15 protein-coding genes are annotated in these 18458 nt (G+C 71.5%); 7 read left to right on the top strand and 8 right to left on the bottom strand.

The genetic code is table 11. The features are described 5' to 3' along the window. Positions 1–57: 57 nt before the first annotated feature. Positions 58–1833, bottom strand: coding sequence for an acetyl/propionyl/methylcrotonyl-CoA carboxylase subunit alpha (locus tag ACTMMA_RS11275; RefSeq protein ID WP_441190221.1), 1776 nt, complete (start codon positions 1831–1833; stop codon positions 58–60). A gap of 54 nt (positions 1834–1887) precedes the next feature. Then, positions 1888–2238, bottom strand: a complete 351-nt coding sequence (locus tag ACTMMA_RS11270) for a MerR family transcriptional regulator (RefSeq protein ID WP_441190228.1) — start codon at positions 2236–2238, stop codon at positions 1888–1890. A gap of 137 nt (positions 2239–2375) precedes the next feature. Here ACTMMA_RS11270 and ACTMMA_RS11265 point away from each other — a divergent pair, with 137 nt between their 5' ends. After that, entirely contained in the window at positions 2376–3557 is a 1182-nt protein-coding gene (locus ACTMMA_RS11265; RefSeq protein ID WP_441190220.1) for an acyl-CoA dehydrogenase family protein, read from the top strand. A gap of 34 nt (positions 3558–3591) precedes the next feature. Continuing rightward, positions 3592–5163, top strand: coding sequence for an acyl-CoA carboxylase subunit beta (locus tag ACTMMA_RS11260; protein WP_441190227.1), 1572 nt, complete (start codon positions 3592–3594; stop codon positions 5161–5163). Between the two features lie 7 nt (positions 5164–5170). Here ACTMMA_RS11260 and ACTMMA_RS11255 read toward each other — a convergent pair whose 3' ends face one another. The 3 genes from ACTMMA_RS11255 to ACTMMA_RS11245 are packed head-to-tail and all read right to left on the bottom strand — an operon-like array spanning position 5171 to position 9237. Further along, positions 5171–5926: a class I SAM-dependent methyltransferase gene (locus ACTMMA_RS11255; protein WP_441190219.1), complete on the bottom strand. Its 756-nt coding sequence runs from the start codon at positions 5924–5926 to the stop codon at positions 5171–5173. Next, the gene (locus ACTMMA_RS11250; protein WP_441190218.1) at positions 5919–7265 is read right to left on the bottom strand and encodes a threonine/serine exporter family protein; all 1347 of its coding nucleotides are present in this window, start codon (positions 7263–7265) and stop codon (positions 5919–5921) included. Before ACTMMA_RS11250 ends, ACTMMA_RS11255 begins: the two co-directional genes overlap by 8 nt. Further along, positions 7249–9237, bottom strand: coding sequence for a S9 family peptidase (locus ACTMMA_RS11245; RefSeq protein WP_441190217.1), 1989 nt, complete (start codon positions 9235–9237; stop codon positions 7249–7251). The genes ACTMMA_RS11250 and ACTMMA_RS11245 overlap by 17 nt, the downstream gene beginning before the upstream one ends. Positions 9238–9359: 122 nt before the next feature. Here ACTMMA_RS11245 and ACTMMA_RS11240 point away from each other — a divergent pair, with 122 nt between their 5' ends. Further along, positions 9360–9944 carry a hypothetical protein gene (locus ACTMMA_RS11240; protein ID WP_441190216.1) on the top strand — a complete coding sequence of 195 codons (585 nt, stop codon included), beginning with the start codon at positions 9360–9362 and terminating at the stop codon, positions 9942–9944. Positions 9945–9967: 23 nt separating this feature from the next. Next, a complete protein-coding gene (locus tag ACTMMA_RS11235) occupies positions 9968–10459 on the top strand; it encodes a nucleoside deaminase (RefSeq protein ID WP_441190215.1) in 492 nt (163 codons plus the stop codon). A gap of 83 nt (positions 10460–10542) precedes the next feature. On the opposite strand, the gene ACTMMA_RS11230 is transcribed toward ACTMMA_RS11235, so the two are convergent. Together ACTMMA_RS11230 and ACTMMA_RS11225 are read right to left on the bottom strand one after the other, a co-directional pair. Beyond that, on the bottom strand, positions 10543–11487 hold the full coding sequence (locus ACTMMA_RS11230) for a dihydrofolate reductase (protein WP_441190214.1): 945 nt from the start codon (positions 11485–11487) through the stop codon (positions 10543–10545). Continuing rightward, a complete protein-coding gene (locus tag ACTMMA_RS11225; RefSeq protein ID WP_441190213.1) occupies positions 11484–12305 on the bottom strand; it encodes a thymidylate synthase in 822 nt (273 codons plus the stop codon). The genes ACTMMA_RS11230 and ACTMMA_RS11225 overlap by 4 nt, the downstream gene beginning before the upstream one ends. Before the next feature lie 35 nt (positions 12306–12340). On the opposite strand from ACTMMA_RS11225, the gene ACTMMA_RS11220 reads away from it, so the two are divergent. Both ACTMMA_RS11220 and ACTMMA_RS11215 read left to right on the top strand, forming a co-directional pair. Next, positions 12341–14026 (top strand): ribonuclease J, encoded by a 1686-nt coding sequence (locus tag ACTMMA_RS11220; protein ID WP_441190212.1) that lies wholly within the window; start codon positions 12341–12343, stop codon positions 14024–14026. 7 nt (positions 14027–14033) lie between these two features. Next, the gene (locus ACTMMA_RS11215; protein WP_441190211.1) at positions 14034–14966 is read left to right on the top strand and encodes an endonuclease/exonuclease/phosphatase family protein; all 933 of its coding nucleotides are present in this window, start codon (positions 14034–14036) and stop codon (positions 14964–14966) included. A 10-nt stretch (positions 14967–14976) separates the two neighbouring features. Here ACTMMA_RS11215 and ACTMMA_RS11210 read toward each other — a convergent pair whose 3' ends face one another. Then, positions 14977–15390 (bottom strand): 2TM domain-containing protein, encoded by a 414-nt coding sequence (locus ACTMMA_RS11210; protein ID WP_441190210.1) that lies wholly within the window; start codon positions 15388–15390, stop codon positions 14977–14979. 366 nt (positions 15391–15756) lie between these two features. Here ACTMMA_RS11210 and ACTMMA_RS11205 point away from each other — a divergent pair, with 366 nt between their 5' ends. Beyond that, positions 15757–18429 carry an FtsK/SpoIIIE family DNA translocase gene (locus ACTMMA_RS11205; RefSeq protein WP_441190226.1) on the top strand — a complete coding sequence of 891 codons (2673 nt, stop codon included), beginning with the start codon at positions 15757–15759 and terminating at the stop codon, positions 18427–18429. Positions 18430–18458: the final 29 nt, after the last annotated feature.

Genomic DNA, 18458 nt, shown 5'->3' with positions numbered 1-18458 from the left:
CCCCCCCCCCCCCCCCCCCCCCCCCCCCCCCCCCCCCCCCCCGCCGCGACAGCGGGGTCAGTCCTTGAGCTCGCAGAGGACGGCGCCGTTGGAGACGGTCTCGCCGACGGAGGCCTTGAGGCCGGTGACGGTGCCACCCTTGTGGGCCTTGATCGGCTGCTCCATCTTCATCGCCTCGAGCACGACCACGACATCGCCCTCGGCGATCTCCTGACCCTCCTCGACGGCGATCTTGACGATGGTGCCCTGCATGGGGGCGGTCACGGCATCGCCGGAGGGCGCGGCACCGCCGCCGCCACCACGGGAACGCTTGGGGGCCTTCTTGCGGGCGCCGGCGCCACCGCCGTTGCCGCCACCCAGGGCGAGCCCGGCGGGCAGGGAGACCTCCAGGCGCTGACCGCCGACCTCGACGACGACCTTCTGGCGCTCGCCGTCCTCGCCGGGGGCCTCGGCGGTCGGGCCGGAGTATGCGGCGATCTGGTTGTCGAAGTCGGTCTCGATCCAGCGGGTGTGGATCGTGAACGCGTCGTCACCCTCGGGGGCGAAGGCAGGGTCGTCCACGACGGCGCGGTGGAAGGTCAGCGCGGTCGGCATGCCGACGACCTCGAACTCGGCCAGGGCGCGACGGGCGCGGGCCAGGGCCTGCTTGCGGTCGCGTCCGGTGACGATCAGCTTGGCCAGCATCGAGTCGAAGGCGCCGGCCACCACGTCACCCTGCTCGACGCCGGAGTCCACACGGACGCCGGGGCCGGAGGGTGCCCGGTAGACAAGGGCGGTGCCGGGGGCGGGCAGGAAGTCACGGCCGGGGTCCTCGGCGTTGATCCGGAACTCGATCGAGTGCGCGTGCGGCTCGGGGTCGTCGTAGCCCAGCTCCTCGCCGTCGGCGATCCGGAACTGCTCGCGGACCAGGTCGATGCCGGTGACCTCCTCGGTCACGGGGTGCTCGACCTGGAGGCGGGTGTTGACCTCGAGGAAGGAGATGTCGCCCTGCGGGCCGACGAGGAACTCGCAGGTGCCGGCGCCGACGTAGCCGGCCTCCTTCATGATCGCCTTGCTCGCGCGCACCAGCTCGGTGTGCTGCTCCTCGCTGAGGAAGGGGGCCGGGGCCTCCTCCACGAGCTTCTGGTTGCGGCGCTGCAGCGAGCAGTCACGGGTGGAGACGACCACGACGTTGCCGTGCTGGTCGGCCAGGCACTGGGTCTCCACGTGCCGCGGGTGGTCCAGGAAGCGCTCGACGAAGCACTCGCCGCGGCCGAAGGCGGTGACCGCCTCGCGCACGGCGGAGTCGTAGAGCTCGGGGATCTCCTCCATCGTGCGGGCGACCTTCAGGCCACGCCCGCCGCCGCCGTAGGCTGCCTTGATGGCCACCGGAAGCCCGTGCTCCTGGGCGAAGGCGACGACCTCGTCGGGCCCGGAGACGGGATCCTTGGTGCCCGGCACCAGCGGGGCATCGGCCTTCACCGCGATGTGGCGTGCCTTGACCTTGTCGCCGAGGCCGTCGATGGCCTCGGGGCCAGGACCGATCCAGGTCAGCCCGGCGTCGATGACGGCCTGGGCGAAGGAGGCGTTCTCGGCCAGGAAGCCGTAGCCCGGGTGAACGGCATCGGCCCCGGCCTGCCGGGCGATGTCGAGCAGCTTCTCCTGGACGAGGTAGGACTCGCCGGGCGTGGCTCCGCCCAGGGCGTAGGCCTCGTCGGCGACCTTGACGTGCAGGGCGTCACGGTCCGGATCGGCGTAGACCGCGACGGACCCGATCCCTGCGTCCTTGCAGGCGCGGGCGATGCGCACGGCGATCTCGCCGCGGTTGGCAATGAGGACCTTGCTGATCGGCATAGCGATCACCCTAGACCCAACGTGGTGCCGGGCTGCGCGCAGGATGTGCGCAAGTCACTCCATCCGGGCGAGATCTTCGGCACACCGCTGCTGGAGCTGGTCCAGCTCGCGCAGGCTGTCCTCGATGTCACGTCGTTTGCGCTCGAGGTCGGCGCGGCGGTCGTCGATCTGGTTGAGCAGGTAGCGCAGCTGGCCCGCTTCGCCCGGCTTGTCGTCATACATCCCCAGGATGGTGGCGATCTCCTCGAGCGGGAAGCCGAGGCGGCGTCCGCGCAGGATCAGCGCCAGCCGCGTGCGTTCGCGGCGGTGGTAGATCCGTCGCTGACCCTCGCGCTCGGGGGAGAGCAGGCCCAGGTGCTCGTAGTGGCGCAGCGCCCGGTGCGTCACGTCGAAGTCGTCGGCCATCTGGGCGATCGTCCAGGTGGCGCCGTCGTCCGGGTCCGTCGTCGGCTCGGTGGAGAGAGACACAGTTGTCCTTACGTCAAGTGATTCTCGCCTCATCGTGCTTGACGAGCACGTCAAGGTCAAGCACGATGGGCCTCGTGTTCGAACTCACCCAGGACCACGAGGACTTCCGTCGCGTCGTGCGCGACTTCGCCGAGGGCGAGATCGCCCCGCACGTGGAGAAGTGGGACCAGGAGAGCCATTTCCCGGCCCACCTGATCCCGCAGATGGGTGAGCTGGGGCTCTTCGGCCTCGAGGCCCCCGAGGAGTTCGGCGGCGCCGGCATGGACGGGGACGGATTCACCTACCTGTGCGTGGCCATCGAGGAGCTCGGCCGGGTCGACCAGGCCATGGGCATCACCCTCGAGGCCGGCGTCGGCCTGGGCATCAACCCGATCCAGACCTACGGCAGCCAGGAGCAGAAGGAGCAGTGGCTGCCCGACCTCGTCGCCGGCAGGGCGCTGGCCGGCTTCGGCCTCACCGAGCCCGAGGCGGGCTCGGACGCCGGCGCGACCAAGACCCGTGCCGTCCTCGAGGACGGTGAGTGGGTGATCAACGGCGCCAAGGCCTTCATCACCAACTCCGGCAGCCCCATCACCTCCGTGGTCACCGTCACCGCCCGCACGGGCGAGACCCCCGAGGGCAAGCCCGAGATCAGCGCGATCATCGTGCCCAACGGCACCCCCGGCTTCACCGTCGAGCCCGCCTACCGCAAGCTCGGCTGGCACATCTCCGACACCCACGGGCTCACCTTCGAGGGCGCCCGCGTGCCGGAGGCCAACCTGCTGGGGGAGCGTGGCCACGGCTTCAAGCAGTTCCTCAAGACCCTCGACGACGGCCGCATCGCCATCGCCGCGCTCGCGGTCGGCTGCCTGCAGCGGATGCTCGAGGAGACCACCCGCTACAGCCAGGAGCGCCTCGCCTTCGGCCGGCCGATCGCGGTCAACCAGGGCGTCTCCTTCCAGGTCGCCGACATCGCGATGATGACCGAGATCGCGCGCCAGCTCACCTACAAGGCCGCCTGGCTCAAGGAGCAGCAGCACGCCGGCAAGCGCTCGGTCGCCGAGGTCAAGCAGGCCGCGGCCTACGCCAAGCTCTACTCCACCGAGGCTGCCGTGACCGCGACGCGGATGGCGACCCAGATCTTCGGCGGCAACGGCTTCATGGAGGAGTACCCCGTGGCCCGGTTCTACCGCGACGCCAAGATCCTGGAGATCGGCGAGGGCACCTCCGAGGTGCAGCGCATGGTCATCGCCCGCGGCCTCGGCCTGCCCTCCTGAGCCGGCCCGGGCGCAGGGTGAGAGGGTGAGCGATATGCAGATCTCCGGCTCTGGTTCCAACCCCCACCCCGACCCGAGGGTAGGTGAGCTGAGGGAGCGGCTCGCGGCCGCATACCAGGCCTCGGCGGAGCCGACCGAGCGCGCGAAGGCGAAGCTGGACAGCCAGAACAAGCTCTACGTGCGCGACCGCATCACCCTCCTCTTCGACGAGGGGACCTTCGTCGAGGACGCCCGTTATGCCAACGCCACCGCCGACGGGCTGCCGGCCGACGGTGTCGTGACCGGGCGGGGCGAGGTCGACGGGCGACCGGCGATCGTGGTGGCCAACGACCCGACCGTCAAGGCCGGCTCGTGGGGCGCGCGCACCGTCGAGAAGATCATCCGGGCCACCGAGGCCGCGTTGCGTGAGGAGCTGCCGATCTTCTGGTTCGTCGACTCCGCCGGGGCGCGGATCACCGACCAGGTCGACCTCTTCCCGGGACGTCGCGGCGCGGGCCGGATCTTCCACAACCAGGTCGCGCTGTCGGGCAAGGTCCCGCAGATCTGCTGCCTCTTCGGCCCGAGCGCCGCCGGCGGCGCCTACATCCCCAGTTTCACCGACATAGTGATCATGGTCGAGGGCAACGCCTCGATGTATCTCGGCAGCCCCCGCATGGCCGAGATGGTCGTGGGGGAGAAGGTCACGCTCGAGGAGATGGGCGGCGCGCGGATGCACTGCACCGTCTCCGGCGTCGGCGACCTGCTCGCGGCCGACGACGAGGAAGCCATCGACCTCGCACGCCACTTCTTCTCCTACCTGCCCGAGACCTGGCACGACCCGCTGCCGCACTACGAGGCCGAGGAGCCGGAGGTGCCGCTGAGCTCCCAGACGGTGCCGGAGAGCGAGTCCGTGCCCTTCGACGTCCACGACGTCATCGAGGGCCTGGTCGACGCCGACAGCTTCTTCGAGGTCAAGCCGCTCTTCGCCGCCGAGCTCGTCGTCGGCCTGGGCCGCATCGAGGGCCAGAGCGTCGGCATCGTCGCCAACAACTCCGCGGTCAAGGGCGGGGTGCTGTTCACCGACTCTGCGGACAAGGCCTCCCGCTTCATCTACCTGTGCGACGCCTACGGCATCCCGCTGATCTACCTGGCCGACGTGCCGGGCTTCATGATCGGCTCCGAGGTCGAGCGAGGCGGCATCATCCGGCACGGCGCCAAGATGGTCTCGGCCGTCTCCGAGGCGACCGTCCCGCAGCTGTGCGTCGTGGTCCGCAAGGCCTACGGCGCCGGGCTCTACGCCATGGGCGGCCCGGGCTTCGGGCCCGAGGCGACGATCGCCCTGCCGACCGCGCGCATCGCGGTCATGGGGCCGGAGGCCGCGGTCAACGCGGTCTACGCCAACAAGATCGCCGAGATCAGCGACGAGGCCGAGCGTGAGGCCTTCGTCGAGGCGCGCCGGGCGGAGTATGTCGAGGATGTCGACCTCGAGCGGCTCGCGGCCGACCTGGTAATCGACGCGATCGTCGAGCCCGAGGACCTGCGCGCCGACATCGTGCGACGGCTGAAGTATGCGGCGCGCCGGGACCGCCACTTCTCCACCCGGCACCGGTCGATCCCGCCCGTCTGAGCCGACCTCAGTCCGGCCGGCAGATGCAGAGCTGGAGCGGGGAGCCGGAGGTGAAGGCCCCGCGTGACCAGTCGCCGAACCGATCGACCAGGCGGAGCCCGGCACGCTCGAGCAGCAGCGGCAGCTCCTGCGGGTAGATGCTGCGGATCTCCAGCGGGACGACCACCACGTCCGGCTCGGAGGCCGTCGAGAGGAACCACGTCCCCCGCGTCACCTGGGCCGCTGCGTCGTAGGTCTCGGCCACCTCGACGCTCACCGGGCCCAGCTCGGGATCGGTGAACGACAGCGACGGCCGGGGGCGGCGCTCACCGTCGGCCGCGACGATCACGTGGGCCGCCGGGTTGAAGACGTCCAGGGCGAGCTGCCTTCCGGGGGACAGGTGCCGACGCACGGCCCGGAGGCAGCCGATGATCTCCTCCGCCTCGTGCAGGTGCAGCAGGGAGTTGGCGGCGATGACCACCAGGTCGAAGGTGCGACCCAGGTCGAAGTCGCGCATGTCCCCCTCGACCCACTCCACCTGGACCCCGTGGTCGTCCGCCTTGCGCCGGGCCAGGTCGAGCATGGGGCGGGAGGAGTCCAGCCCCACGGCGGGGTGCCCGTCGGCCGCGATGGGGATGAGCTTGTTGCCGGTGCCGCAGCCGAGCTCCAGGACGCTGGCGCCGGGCTGCTCGGCCGCCATGCCGCGGTAGAACCCCACAGCTGCAGCGCTGCTGGGGAACATCAGGTCGTAGAGCCGGGCCCGTTCGTAGAAGGGCTCACCCACGGGGCACCTCCCGGGCCCGTGGGGCGGCAGCTCGTCGAGCGCTGCTCCGTCGGCCGCGGAGGCGCAGCAGGTGCGGCAGACCGAGCTGGCGCGCGATGTGGCGCAGCGGGGCCGCCAGCGCAGAGCCGACCAGCACGCCCAGGGCGATGGCCGTGACCACTACGACCACGTCCGCGATGGCCAGCGCCGCGGCGCCCGGACCCAGTTCGAGCTGGGTCAGCGAGATCAGGCCCAACGAGCCGGGCACGAGCAGCCAGAAGCTGGGCAGGAAGGCGATCATGCGAGGAAGCTCGGGGCGGAGGTACTCGACCAGGGTCGCGACCAGGGCGGCGACGACCGCGCCGACGAAGGCCCCGGCCCAGCGCCCTTCCGTGACCGTATAGGTGGCGGTCTGCGCCGCGAAGGTGGCCAGGACCGTCACCAGCAGCCAGGGGGCCTGGCGCACCGGGACGGACTCCATCAGCGCGATGGCGGTGCTGATGATCGCCACCCCCACGAGGGGCGCCCACCAGCCCAGACCGACCGGCCGGGTGGTCTCGAGCAGGGCGTCGCCGCCTCCGGCCACCGCCAGGGCTGCTCCCGCGCCCATGACGAAGAGCAGCAGCTGGGTGAGCCCGAACGCCAGCCGGGAGCTGCCGGCGACCATCGCCCCCGCGGCCAGCTCGGTCAGGCCGGTGACGATGAGAGCGCCGGGCAGCAGCACGGCGATCGGGGCGACCAGGCTCCACAGCGGCGCCGAGAGCCACCCGGAGTCGGCGGCCAGGAACGCCGCCACGGCGATCGTGAAGGCCGCCAGGAAAGGGGTGATGGTGCGCAGGGTGCGGCTGCGGATCCCGAGCAGGACGAACAGCGGGGTCAGCGGCGCGACCGCGAGCGTGAAGAGCAGCGAGGGCAGGGACGGCGCCAGGATCAGGCCGATCCCGATGCCGGTGAGGATCCCGCCGCCGACGATGCCGGGCAGCCGGTAGCGGTGGGGGGTGGCGCGCAGCCGACCCAGCCGGGCCAGCCCGTCCTCGGGCGAGATCCGGCCCGCCCGCAGGGAGGCCTGCAGGGCCAGGACGTCGGAGAGCTGGTCCAGCCGGACCCCTCCCTCGACCTGCTCGAAGGTCGCGGGCTGCCCGGAGCGCAGCGAGAGCATCACCCCGGTGGGTGAGCAGGCCAGCTGGGGGCGGGGATGGCCCAAGGTCCAGGCGACCTCCCGCAGGTCGTCCTCCACCTCGTGGGTGGGCATGCCGCCGGCGAGCAGCCCGGCGCCCAGCCACGCCAGCAGCTGCCGGTCGCGGTCGTCCCGCGCAGCCCGGTCCGGACCGGCGTGTCGAGGGTCAGCGGAGGTGCTCATCCCACCAGGCCAGGATGTGCTCGAAGCGCTGCACCCGGTGACGCGGCTGCCCCGAACGGCTCAGCTCGTGACCCTCGCCGGGGAAGATGAGCAGCTTGGTGGGGACGCCATTGCGCTTGAGGCGGGCGAAGAGCCGCTGTCCCTGCTCCAATGGGCAGCGGAAGTCGCGCTCGGAGTGGATGACCAGGGTGGGGGTGGTGATGTTGTCGGCCCACGTCAGCGGCGACTGCTCGACCTGGTAGGCGCCGGAGTACTCGTCGCCGAAGAACCAACCGATGTCGCTGGTCCCGGCGAAGGAGTCCCACGCGTTGACGGCGCGCTCGCTGATGGCGCCACTGAAGCGGTCGCTGTGCGCCACCAGCCAGGTGGTCATCAGCCCGCCGTAGGAGCCGCCCTGCACGCCGACCCGGTCCGCGTCCAGGCCCGGCAGCGCCAAGGCGTGATCGAGCAGGGCCATGAGGTCGGCGACGTCGACCGTGCCGATCGCGTGGCGCAGCACCCGCCCGTGCTCGGCGCCGTAGCCGGAGCCACCGCGCGGGTTGCCCATCACGACGGCATAGCCGGCCCGGGCGAGCACCTGGGCCTCGTCGAAGAGGTTGCCGGAGTACTGCGTGTAGGGGCCGCCGTGGATCATCAGCACGACGGGGTGCAGCTGAGGACGTGTCTTGCGGCTCCGTGATCTCGGTGGCCGGAAGAGCCAGCCGTGCACCGGGTAGCCGTCGCCGGAGATGGCGTCGAGCTCCTCCGGCTCGATCGGCTCCTGCTCCAGGTGGCGGGCGAAGTCCGTGCGGGCGGTCAGCGGACCCTCGGCGGGTCCGACGAACAGCTCGGAGTATGAGGTGCGCGTGCCGGCCACGGCCACCACCGTGGCGGCGGCGCCCTCCCCGGCACCGGCGAGCGCGGTCACCGACACGTTGCCGTCGAGGAGCACCGTGCCGCTCGCGCCCTTCGCGCTCTTCCCCTCGGGGACGGTGCGCACGACCGTGTCGCCGCGGTGCTCGAAGGCTGCCACGACCCGCCCGCCGGGGAGCACGACCGGTGCGCAGGCCAGCTGGTCGGTCTGGGCGTCGGTGAGGGGCGTCTTCCGGTCGAGCCGGTGGACCACCGGCTCCTGGGCGATGAAGTCCTGCCGGCTGGGGCCCAGGTCGTTGCTGACGACGAAGACCTCGCCGTCGGGAGAGACGTGGATGCTGCCGACGCTGCGCGTGCCGTCGGTGTGACGTCGAAATCCCTTGCCCCGCAGGTCGACCGAGCAGACGTCGGAGACCAGGGTGTCCGGGCGCCACGCTCCCCGACCGTCGCGGGAGGCCACGAAGGCGACGCGGCGGCCGCCGTCGATGAAGGCGGCACCGCGGTCGTCCCCGCCCCCCGTCGTCAGCTGGACGCTGTCCGGGACGTCGTCGACGTCGTCGCCGAGCCCGTCACCGCCGTTGTCACGGTCCTCAGGAGAGGGCAGCTCGACCAGCCACAGCTTGCTGGGGCGGTCGAGGCGGTAGCCGAGCCCGTCGGCGAGATATTGCGCGTGCTCGATGAGCCGGGGCGCCTCGTTGTCGGGCTTGATGTCCTCGTCGGTCCCGTACCGACCCTCCTCGGGGACGCGTGCCGCATACACGATCGAAGAGCTGTCGGGCGACCAGACGGGGGAGCCGGCCCCGAGCGGCTGGTCGGTGAGCGCCCACGCGTCCCCGCCGGACGCGGGCATGACGTGCACCTGGCCGGGCCCACCCTTGCTCCCGCGGACGAAGGCGATCCAGGCGCCGTCGGGGGAGTAGACCGGGGAGCTGTCGTAGCTGCTGCGGGTGAGCCTGCGCGGTGTCGAGCCCTTCTCGGTCAGGTCGAGGCGCCACAGGCTGCTGCGGTAGCGGTTGCCGTCCACGTCGGGTCGGGTGACGACGAAGACCACGTCGGCGCCGTCGGGCCGGACGGTGGGGGAGGACAGGGTGCGGATCTGGGAGAGGTCGCTGGGCTGCACCCGCCCGACACTACCGGGGCGGGTGCCGACGTCGACCGGAGCGGTTAGGGTCGAGGAGGGCAGGCTGCGGTGGGCGCGCAGCGGATGGGCTTGTGAGACAGAGCATGCAGGGAGGCAGACGGATGCAGCACGAAGGGCGAAGGGTCTTCGCCGAAGGGCGTGGCCTGGGGCCGTCGCTGGCCTGGCTGACCGGGTCGTTCGCGTTCGCCGGGGTCTTCCTCGCCGTCATCCGGGACGTCGAGCCGCTGGTCGTCGCGGTGATCACGCTCGTGTCGTGGGCGTTCTTCGTCGTGCTGGCGCTGCTCCACGCGCGGGGACGGGTGCGGATCACACCGTCGGAGGTGCGGATCCGCGGGGCCCTCGGGGAGTGGGTCGTGCCCCGGCACGAGATCGCCGAGGTGGTCCACACCGACAACCTCCAGGTGATGGGCACCAACGGCTATCTCGCGCTGCTGGACGACCGGGGTGAGCCCCTGTGGCGGACCTCGACGAAGGTCTGGCCGGAGGCGACCCTGGTCGAGCTTCGCTCCACCGGTCGGCGGCGCACCCACCTCAAGAGCCTCTCCCCGCAGGAGGCCCGCGAGCGCTGGCCCCGCATGCTCCCCGTCAGCCTGGCCTATCCCTTGTGGGCCTTCAGCATCACCTTCGTCACCATCCTGCTGGTGGCCGGCGGGATCGTGGCGCTCGCGGTGGTGCTGGAGCGTTAGTGCGGGTCGCTACGGTAGGGCCCATGGCGCTGACATCGCGGGACCTGGAGCTGCTGACCCGGTGCGTGGACCTGGCCGTGCAGGCGGTCGAGGCCGGTGACGAGCCGTTCGGCTCCTTGCTGCTCTCCGCCGACGGTGAGGTCCTGTTCGAGGACCACAACCACGTCTCCGGCGGGGACGGCACGCGGCACCCGGAGCTCGCCATCGCCCACTGGGCCGTCGAGCACCTCACGCCGCAGGAGCGGGCCGCCGCCACGGTCTACACCTCCGGCGAGCACTGCCCCATGTGCGCAGGTGCGCACGGCTGGGTCGGTCTGGGCCGCATCGTGCTGGCCTCGACGTCGGCGCAGCTGGGGGAGTGGCTGGCCGAGACGGGTGTGGAGCCCGCGCCGGTGGCGGGTCTGCCCATCCAGCAGGTCGTGCCCGGAGCAGTCGTCGACGGCCCTGCGCCGGAGCTGGCCGAGCGGATCCGGGAGCTGCACATCCGTCAGCGGGCGGCCGGCGGCCGCTCGTAGCTCACCCGGGGAGCAACCACGAGGCGCGCCCGGTGGGGCTGGGAGCAACCACGAGGCGCGCCCGGTGGGGGTGGGGTGGGGCGTCAGGGGCGGCGTTCGTAGGTGACCCAGCCGGTCACGTCGCCGGAGCCGGGGAGACGGGAGGTCTCACCCCATACCGAAGGATCGATCTCGGGGAAGCGGGTCTGCCCGGCGGGCTCGAGGTCGACCTCGGTGATGATCAGCCGGTGGGCGTGCTCGATGGTCTGGGCGTAGACCTGACCACCGCCGGCGACGAAGACCTCGCCGTCCCCGGCGATCATCAACGCCTCCCGCAGCGAGTGGGCCACCTCGGCACCGGGCGCGGACCATGTCTTGTCGCGGGTCACCACGATGGTGCGGCGACCGGGCAGCGCCCGCCCGATCGAGTCCCAGGTGCCGCGACCCATGACCAACACACCGCCCATGGTGGTGTCCTTGAAGAAGCGCAGGTCCTCCGGCAGGTGCCAGGGCATCGTCTCGCCGTCGCCGATCACGCCGTTGCGCCCGACCGCGGCGATCAGGGTCAGCCGCTGGTCGAAACCGAGGGCGTGGAAAGAGCCGACCTCGCCGCGGGCCAGCGACTCCAGGGCCAGGCGCTCGTGGGGGACGACCTTGTCCGGCAGCGCGGCCAGCGGCCACCAGCGCAGCTCTCCGGCCTTGTCCGTCTCCTGGATCGTCGGCTCGCCCCTCCAGGACCGGGCCTGCACGAACAGGTCGATGCGCTCCTCCAGGCCGCTGGGGATGACGCAGGTCCGGTGGGTGGTGGCGACCAGCCTCAGATCGGCCGGGTCGATCTCGATCCCCAGCTCCTCCCGGGCCTCGCGGGCCGCGCCTTCCAGCACCGTCTCGCCCTGCTCGACGTGCCCGGCGGCGCCGCACGCCCACCAGCCGTCCATGTATGTGGTGCCTCGCCTCAGCTGCAGCAGCACCTCGGTCCCGTGGTCGGCCTCGCGGAGCAGCACGACATAGGCCGCCGGGATGACGGCGAACCGGGAGGGGGTCGTCATACCGCGATCGGAGCCTTGATGGTGGGGGCCGCCTCGTAGCCGCGCACCTCGACGTCCTCGAGCTCGAAGGCGTCGATCGCCCGCACGTCGGGGTTGAGCCACAGCGTCGGCAGCGGTCCCGGGGTGCGGGTCAGCTGCTCGGCCGTCTGGTCGAGGTGGTTGAGATAGAGGTGGGCGTCGCCGATGGTGTGCACGAAGTCCTTGGCCCGGAGGTCGGTGACGTGGGCGACCATGTGCGTCAGTAGGGCGTAGCTGGCGATGTTGAAGGGCACGCCGAGGAAGGTGTCGGCGCTGCGCTGGTAGAGCTGGCAGGACAACCAGCCGCGCCGGTCCTCGTCGTCCTCGGCGGCCGGGGAGACGTAGAACTGGAAGAGGGTGTGGCACGGGGGCAGGGCCATGTCGTCGACGTCCGCGACGTTCCACGCGGACACGATGTGCCGGCGGGAGTCGGGGTTGGTCCTGATCGACTCCACCACCTTGGCGATCTGGTCGATCGTGCGCCCGTCGGGGGTGGGCCAGGAGCGCCACTGGTGGCCGTAGACCGGCCCGAGGTCGCCGTTCTCGTCGGCCCACTCGTCCCAGATCCGGATCTTGCGCTCCTGCAGCCAGCGGATGTTGGTGTCGCCGCGCAGGAACCACAGCAGCTCACCGATCACCGAGCGCAGATGCAGCCGCTTGGTGGTCAGCACCGGGAAGCCCTCGGTCAGGTCGAAGCGCATCTGGTGGCCGAAGACCGACAGCGTCCCGGTGCCGGTGCGGTCACCCTTCTGGACGCCTTCGTCACGGATGCGGGTCAGGAGGTCGAGGTACTGCTGCATGCCCCACACCCTAGTGGCGGATATCGTGGCGACCCATGAGCCATCCCCACCCCGAGCTGACGGCCCCCGCACCCCTGCAGGACGGGGGCCTGCGCATCACCCCGCTCGGCGGGCTGGGCGAGATCGGGCGCAACATGGCGGTGCTGGAGCACCGCGGCAAGCTGCTGGTCATCGACTGCGGGGTGCTCTTCCCCGAGGAGCACCACCCCGGGGTCGACCTGATCCTGCCCGACTTCGGCCCGATCGAGGACCGCCTGGACGACATCGTGGCGATCGTCCTGACGCACGGCCACGAGGACCACATCGGTGCGGTGCCCTACCTGCTCCGCCTGAAGAACGACATACCCCTCATCGGCTCGCAGCTGACCCTCGCGCTCGTCGAGGCCAAGCTCAAGGAGCACAAGATCCGCCCCCTCACCCTCGGGGTCAAGGAGGGCGACCGGGAGGTGCTCGGCCCCTTCGACTGCGAGTTCGTCGCGGTCAACCACTCCATCCCCGACGCGCTGGCGGTCTTCGTCCGCACCGGGGCCGGCAACGTCCTGCACACCGGCGACTTCAAGATGGACCAGCTGCCGCTGGACGGCCGGATCACCGACCTGCGCGCCTTCGCCCGGCTGGGGGAGGAGGGCGTGGACCTGTTCATGACCGACTCCACCAACGCCCACATCCCGGGGTTCACCACGCCGGAGAAGCAGGTCGTGCCGGCCATCGAGCGCGTCTTCCACAAGGCCCGCCGACGGATCATCGTGGCCTGCTTCTCCTCCCACGTGCATCGCGTCCAGCAGATCCTGGACGCCGCCGAGGAGTCCGGCCGCAAGGTCGCGATGGTCGGGCGCTCGATGCTGCGCAACATGAAGATCGCCGCCGACCTGGGCTACCTGAAGGTCCCCGACGGCGTGCTGGTGGACCTGGGCCAGCTCACCCAGCTGCCCGACGACCAGCAGGTCCTCATCTGCACCGGCTCGCAGGGTGAGCCGATGGCGGCGCTGTCGCGGATGGCCAACGGCGACCACAAGATCGATGTCGGTCCCGGTGACACGGTGCTCATGGCCTCCTCGCTCATCCCCGGCAACGAGAACGCCGTCTACCGCGTGATCAACGGTCTGACCCGGCTCGGCGCCAACGTGGTCCACAAGGAGAACGCCCTGGTCCACGTCTCCGGCCACGCCAGCGCAGGTGAGCTGCTCTACTGCTACAACATCGTCCGACCCCGCAACGTCATGCCGGTCCACGGCGAGTGGCGGCACATGGTGGCCAACGGCGAGCTGGCGGTGCAGACCGGCGTGCCGCGGGAGAACGTCGTGCTGGCCGAGGACGGCGTGGTGGTCGACCTGGTCGACGGGGTGGCCCGGATCGCCGGTGCGGTGGACTGCGGCTACGTCTACGTCGACGGCTCCCTCGTCGGGGCGGCGGACGAGACGATGCTCAAGGACCGGCGCATCCTGCGGGACGAGGGCTTCGTGACGATCATCGTGGTGCGGGACTCCTCCACGGGGGCGCTCGCGGCCGGGCCGGAGATCCAGACCCGGGGCTTCGCCGAGGGGCAGGACGTCTTCGAGAAGGTGCTGCCCCGTCTGCGTCAGGCGCTGCAGGAGGCCCAGGACAACGGGGTCCAGGACAGCTACCAGCTGCAGCAGGTCATCCGCCGCACGGTCGGCTCGTTCGTCGGCAGCAAGCTGCGTCGTCGGCCGATGATCATCCCGATCGTCATCGACGCCTAGGCCCTCGATGGTGGGGGGAGGGCGGCGCCGAGGAGCGCGGTGGCTGGCGGCCTGGCTCGTCCTCCTCGGCTGCTGGACGGCCCTGCGCTGGGTCGACGCACCTGGTCCTGCCCCGATCGTCCAGGCGCTGCTCGTGCCGGTCGCGCTGACCCTGCCGGTCCTGCTGGCGCTGGCGCTGCTCCGCGGACGAAGGGCCGTGGCTGCCGGGAGCCTCGCCCTCGCGGTCTTGCTGGGGTATGTGGCAGCGCCCTGGTTCGGGGGGCCTCGCCTCGGTCGGGCGGAGGGGGACGTGGTCGTGGCCGCCGCCAACCTCCAGTTCGGCGGTGGCGACCTGGGCGAGGTCGAGGGCCTGGTGCGGGAGGAGCGGGTGGACGTCCTGGTCCTCCTCGAGGCCACGTCGGCCACCGACGAGTGGCTCGACGGATCGGTGATCGAGCAGCTGCTGCCGCACCGCTCGGGCGAGTCGGCGCCGGACGCGAGCGGCACCCTCGTGCTCACCCGTGAACCCCACGACCAGCTGGCGGGTCCGGAGGGCACCGGCTTCGACCAGGTGGCGGTGGAGGTCGACGGGCTGACGGTGGTGGGGGCCCACACCTTCCCGCCGCTGATGCTCAGCTCGCAGCGCTGGCGCACCGAGCTGGCGCTGCTGGAGCGGTGGCTGACCGGGGTCGAGGGTCCGCTCGTGGTGGCCGGTGACCTCAACGCCTCGACCGGGCACCCCGCGCTGCGGGACCTGATGAGGACGAACGGGCTGCTGGACGCACACCAGGTCGCCGGCCGTGGCTGGGTCCGCAGCTGGCACGTGGGCTCGGTGGCTCCCGGCTTCGTCCACATCGATCACGTGCTGGTCCGGGGGCGGCCCGTGGCCGACGCGGGGACGGCGACCGTGGAGGGCGCCGACCACCTCGCCGTCTGGGCGCGGATCGCGCCGCCGCGCTAGCCGGTGCCGCTCAGTCCCTGGGGGTCGACCCGGGCGGGAGCTGGCCGCGCTTCTGCGCGATCCGGCGCGCCTCGGCCTCGATCTGGTCCTCGGTCGGCTCCTGGTCCCAGGTCAGCGAGAGACCGTGCAGCACCAGGCCCAGGCCCCAGCCGAGCATGGGCCAGATCGGCCAGAAGTAGGATCCCCAGCCCGCCGTCACCAGCCAGATGACGACGAGGAAGGTCATGACCACCCAGTAGACGGTCAGGTGGACCGTGAAGTCCTTGCGGTCCGCCAGCGACTTCGCCGCCCTGGCCCGCAGCTCCGCGTCGGCCTCGGGCACGGGAGAGGGCGAGGACGGCGGGACGTAGGCGGGCAGGGGCGGGGGTGGCTGCCCGGTCTCGTCGGTGGGACCGTTCGGGCGGTAGCCAGGATGCTCGGTCATCTCGTGCTCCCCCTCGTGGAGACGGCGTGGGGCCGACGTATGCCGTGCCCGTCACCACTGTAGACCCAACGCCGCCGTCGATCCGGCGGGTTCGGGCGCCGTGGGCGTGGGACGCCTGTGACGGGCGGGGTCATTGGGTACCGTGCGAACGTGGCCAAGACTGTTTCCTCCTCGACCAGCGCCCGCGCCGGTGGCGCCAAGGGCTCCTCGACCCGTCCTGCCAGCCGCTCGGCCGGTGGCCGGTCGACCGGCTCGCGAGGCTCATCCGGGGCCCGGGGCGGCCGGGCCGAGGACCCCCGCGGCCTGTCCTTGCCGGCCCGGGCCGCCCGTGGCATCGCCGGGGCGACGGGCGGGACCGTGCGGGCGATGAGCGACGCGGCCCGGGACCTGGAGCCCGAGCACCGCAGGGACGGTGCCGGCTTCGTCCTGCTCGTTCTGGCCTTCGTCGTCGCGCTGCGCGAGTGGTGGCACCTCGAGGGGATGTTCGGCGATCTCGTCCACGCGGTCGCCGCCGGCACCTTCGGCAGGGTCGCCCTGATCCTGCCGGTCGTCTTCCTGTTCTTCGCCCTGCGGATGTTCCGCAAGCCATCCGAGACCCAGGCCACCAACCGGATGTCGATCGGCACCGTGGCCCTGTTGCTCGCCGCCTCGGGCATCACCCACCTGGTCACCGGCGCTCCCGACTACGGCGAGGGTGCGCGTGCGATGGAGGGTTCGGGCGGCGTCCTGGGCTTCATCTCATCCTCGATGCTCTCGGCCGCGATCACCCCGATCGGCGCCTACATCGTCCTGAGCCTCCTGGGCATCTTCGGCTTCCTGGTCCTCACCCGCACGCCCGTGAACCGCATACCCGAGCGTCTGCAGGAGATCGAGCAGCAGCTCTTCGACTCCGCCCGCTTCGACGAGGTGGACCCCGTCACCGGCGAGGTCCTGACGCGTCGCACCCGCCGCACCCGCGCCGACCTCGACGAGCGCGACGGCGACGTCGCCTTCGAGCAGGCCGCCGAGATCGAGCGCGGCAAGGGTGGCCGCTCGCTGCGGGCCCGCCAGCGCCCCGCCGACCGTGAGCCCTTCGACGGGGAGGCCGAGGCCAAGGCCGACGGTCGCGGCGAGGGCGCGGACGGCACGGGGGCCAAGCGGCGCAGGCCGGCGACCTCCGCCCCGGCCGGAGCGCCGCAGTCCGCCGGCGACGCCACCGAGGAGATCCCGACGCTGCGGCCGGGCCAGAAGCGGCCCGAGCCGCCCTCGAAAGTCCCCTCCAAGCCCCAGCTCGAGGCGCCCCCGACGACCCAGCTGCCCCAGCGCGTCGAGCAGCTCCAGCTCGCCGGCGACGTCACCTACACCCTTCCCGACTCCAGCGTCCTCAAGGCCGGCGCGCCCCACAAGGAGCGCTCGGAGGCCAACGACCGGGTCGTGGAGGCCCTCACCGGCGTCCTCGAGGACTTCAACATCGACGCGCAGGTCACCGGCTTCATGCGTGGGCCGACCGTGACCCGCTACGAGGTCGAGCTCGGCCCGGGCGTCAAGGTCGAGCGGATCACCGCGCTGTCCAAGAACATCGCCTACGCCGTGGCCTCGGCCGACGTGCGCATCCTCTCGCCGATCCCGGGCAAGTCGGCCGTGGGTGTCGAGATCCCCAACGCCGACCGCGAGAACGTCAATCTCGGCGACGTGCTGCGCAGCCAGGCGGCGCGCAACAACACCCACCCGATGGTGATGGGCGTCGGCAAGGACGTCGAGGGCGGCTACGTCATCGCCAACCTGGCCAAGATGCCGCACATGCTCGTCGCGGGCGCCACCGGCTCCGGAAAGTCCAGTTTTGTCAACTCGATGATCACCTCGATCCTCATGCGTTCCACCCCGGACGAGGTGCGGATGATCCTGGTCGACCCCAAGCGGGTCGAGCTGACCGCCTACGAGGGCATCCCGCACCTGATCACCCCGATCATCACCAACCCCAAGAAGGCCGCCGAGGCTCTCGCCTGGGTGGTCAAGGAGATGGACAACCGCTACGACGACCTGTCCGCCTTCGGTTACAAGCACATCGACGACTTCAACAAGGCGATCCGGGCCGGCAAGGTGACCCCGCCCCCCGGGTCGGAGCGGGTGCTGCAGCCCTATCCCTACCTGCTGGTGGTCGTCGACGAGCTGGCCGACCTGATGATGGTCGCCCCGCGTGACGTCGAGGAGTCGGTCGTGCGCATCACCCAGCTGGCGCGCGCTGCCGGGATCCACCTGGTGCTGGCGACCCAGCGCCCCTCGGTGGACGTCGTCACGGGTCTGATCAAGGCCAACGTCCCCAGCCGGATGGCCTTCGCCACCTCCTCGCTGGCCGACAGCCGCGTCGTCCTCGACATGCCCGGCGCCGAGAAGCTCATCGGCCAGGGTGACGCACTCTTCCTGCCCATGGGCGCCTCCAAGCCGATGCGCGTCCAGGGCGCCTGGGTGGGGGAGTCGGAGATCCACGACGTGGTCAAGCACGTCACCGGCCAGCTCAAGCCCACCTATGTCGAGGAGGTCGCGGCCGCTCCGGCGAAGAAGGAGATCGACGAGGACATCGGCGACGACCTGGACATCCTGCTCCAGGCGGTGGAGCAGGTCGTCACGACGCAGTTCGGCTCGACCTCGATGCTCCAGCGCAAGCTGCGGGTCGGCTTCGCCAAGGCGGGCCGCCTGATGGACCTGATGGAGTCCCGCGGCATCGTCGGACCCTCCGAGGGTTCGAAGGCGCGCGACGTGCTGGTCAAGCCGGACGACCTCGAGGAGACCTTGGCCCTGCTCCAGGGCCACGAGCCGCCCAAGCCCGCCCCGGAGCCGGAGACCGTCTCCGAGCCCTTCGACGCCGACCCCTCGCAGGTCGTCGCCGAGGGCGGTGACGACACCGACGAGGAGGGGTATGCCGCTCCCGTCGCCCCGGGCGGTCCCCGTGACTCCCGTTACGACGGTGACCCGGTCTCCGGCAGCTATGTCGAGGACGAGGGCGAGGAGGAGTCCGAGGACGCCTGGGACCTGACCGATCGTGGCGGCGAGCGCTACTGACGACCGGCCCCGGCTCGGGGTGAGGCGGC

The organism is Ornithinimicrobium panacihumi, assembly GCF_052073805.1.
Taxonomy (GTDB): Bacteria; Actinomycetota; Actinomycetes; order Actinomycetales; family Dermatophilaceae; genus Ornithinicoccus; species Ornithinicoccus panacihumi.
Note: the sequence above shows the minus strand (reverse complement) of the source record. Positions and strands in the feature narration are given on the sequence as shown.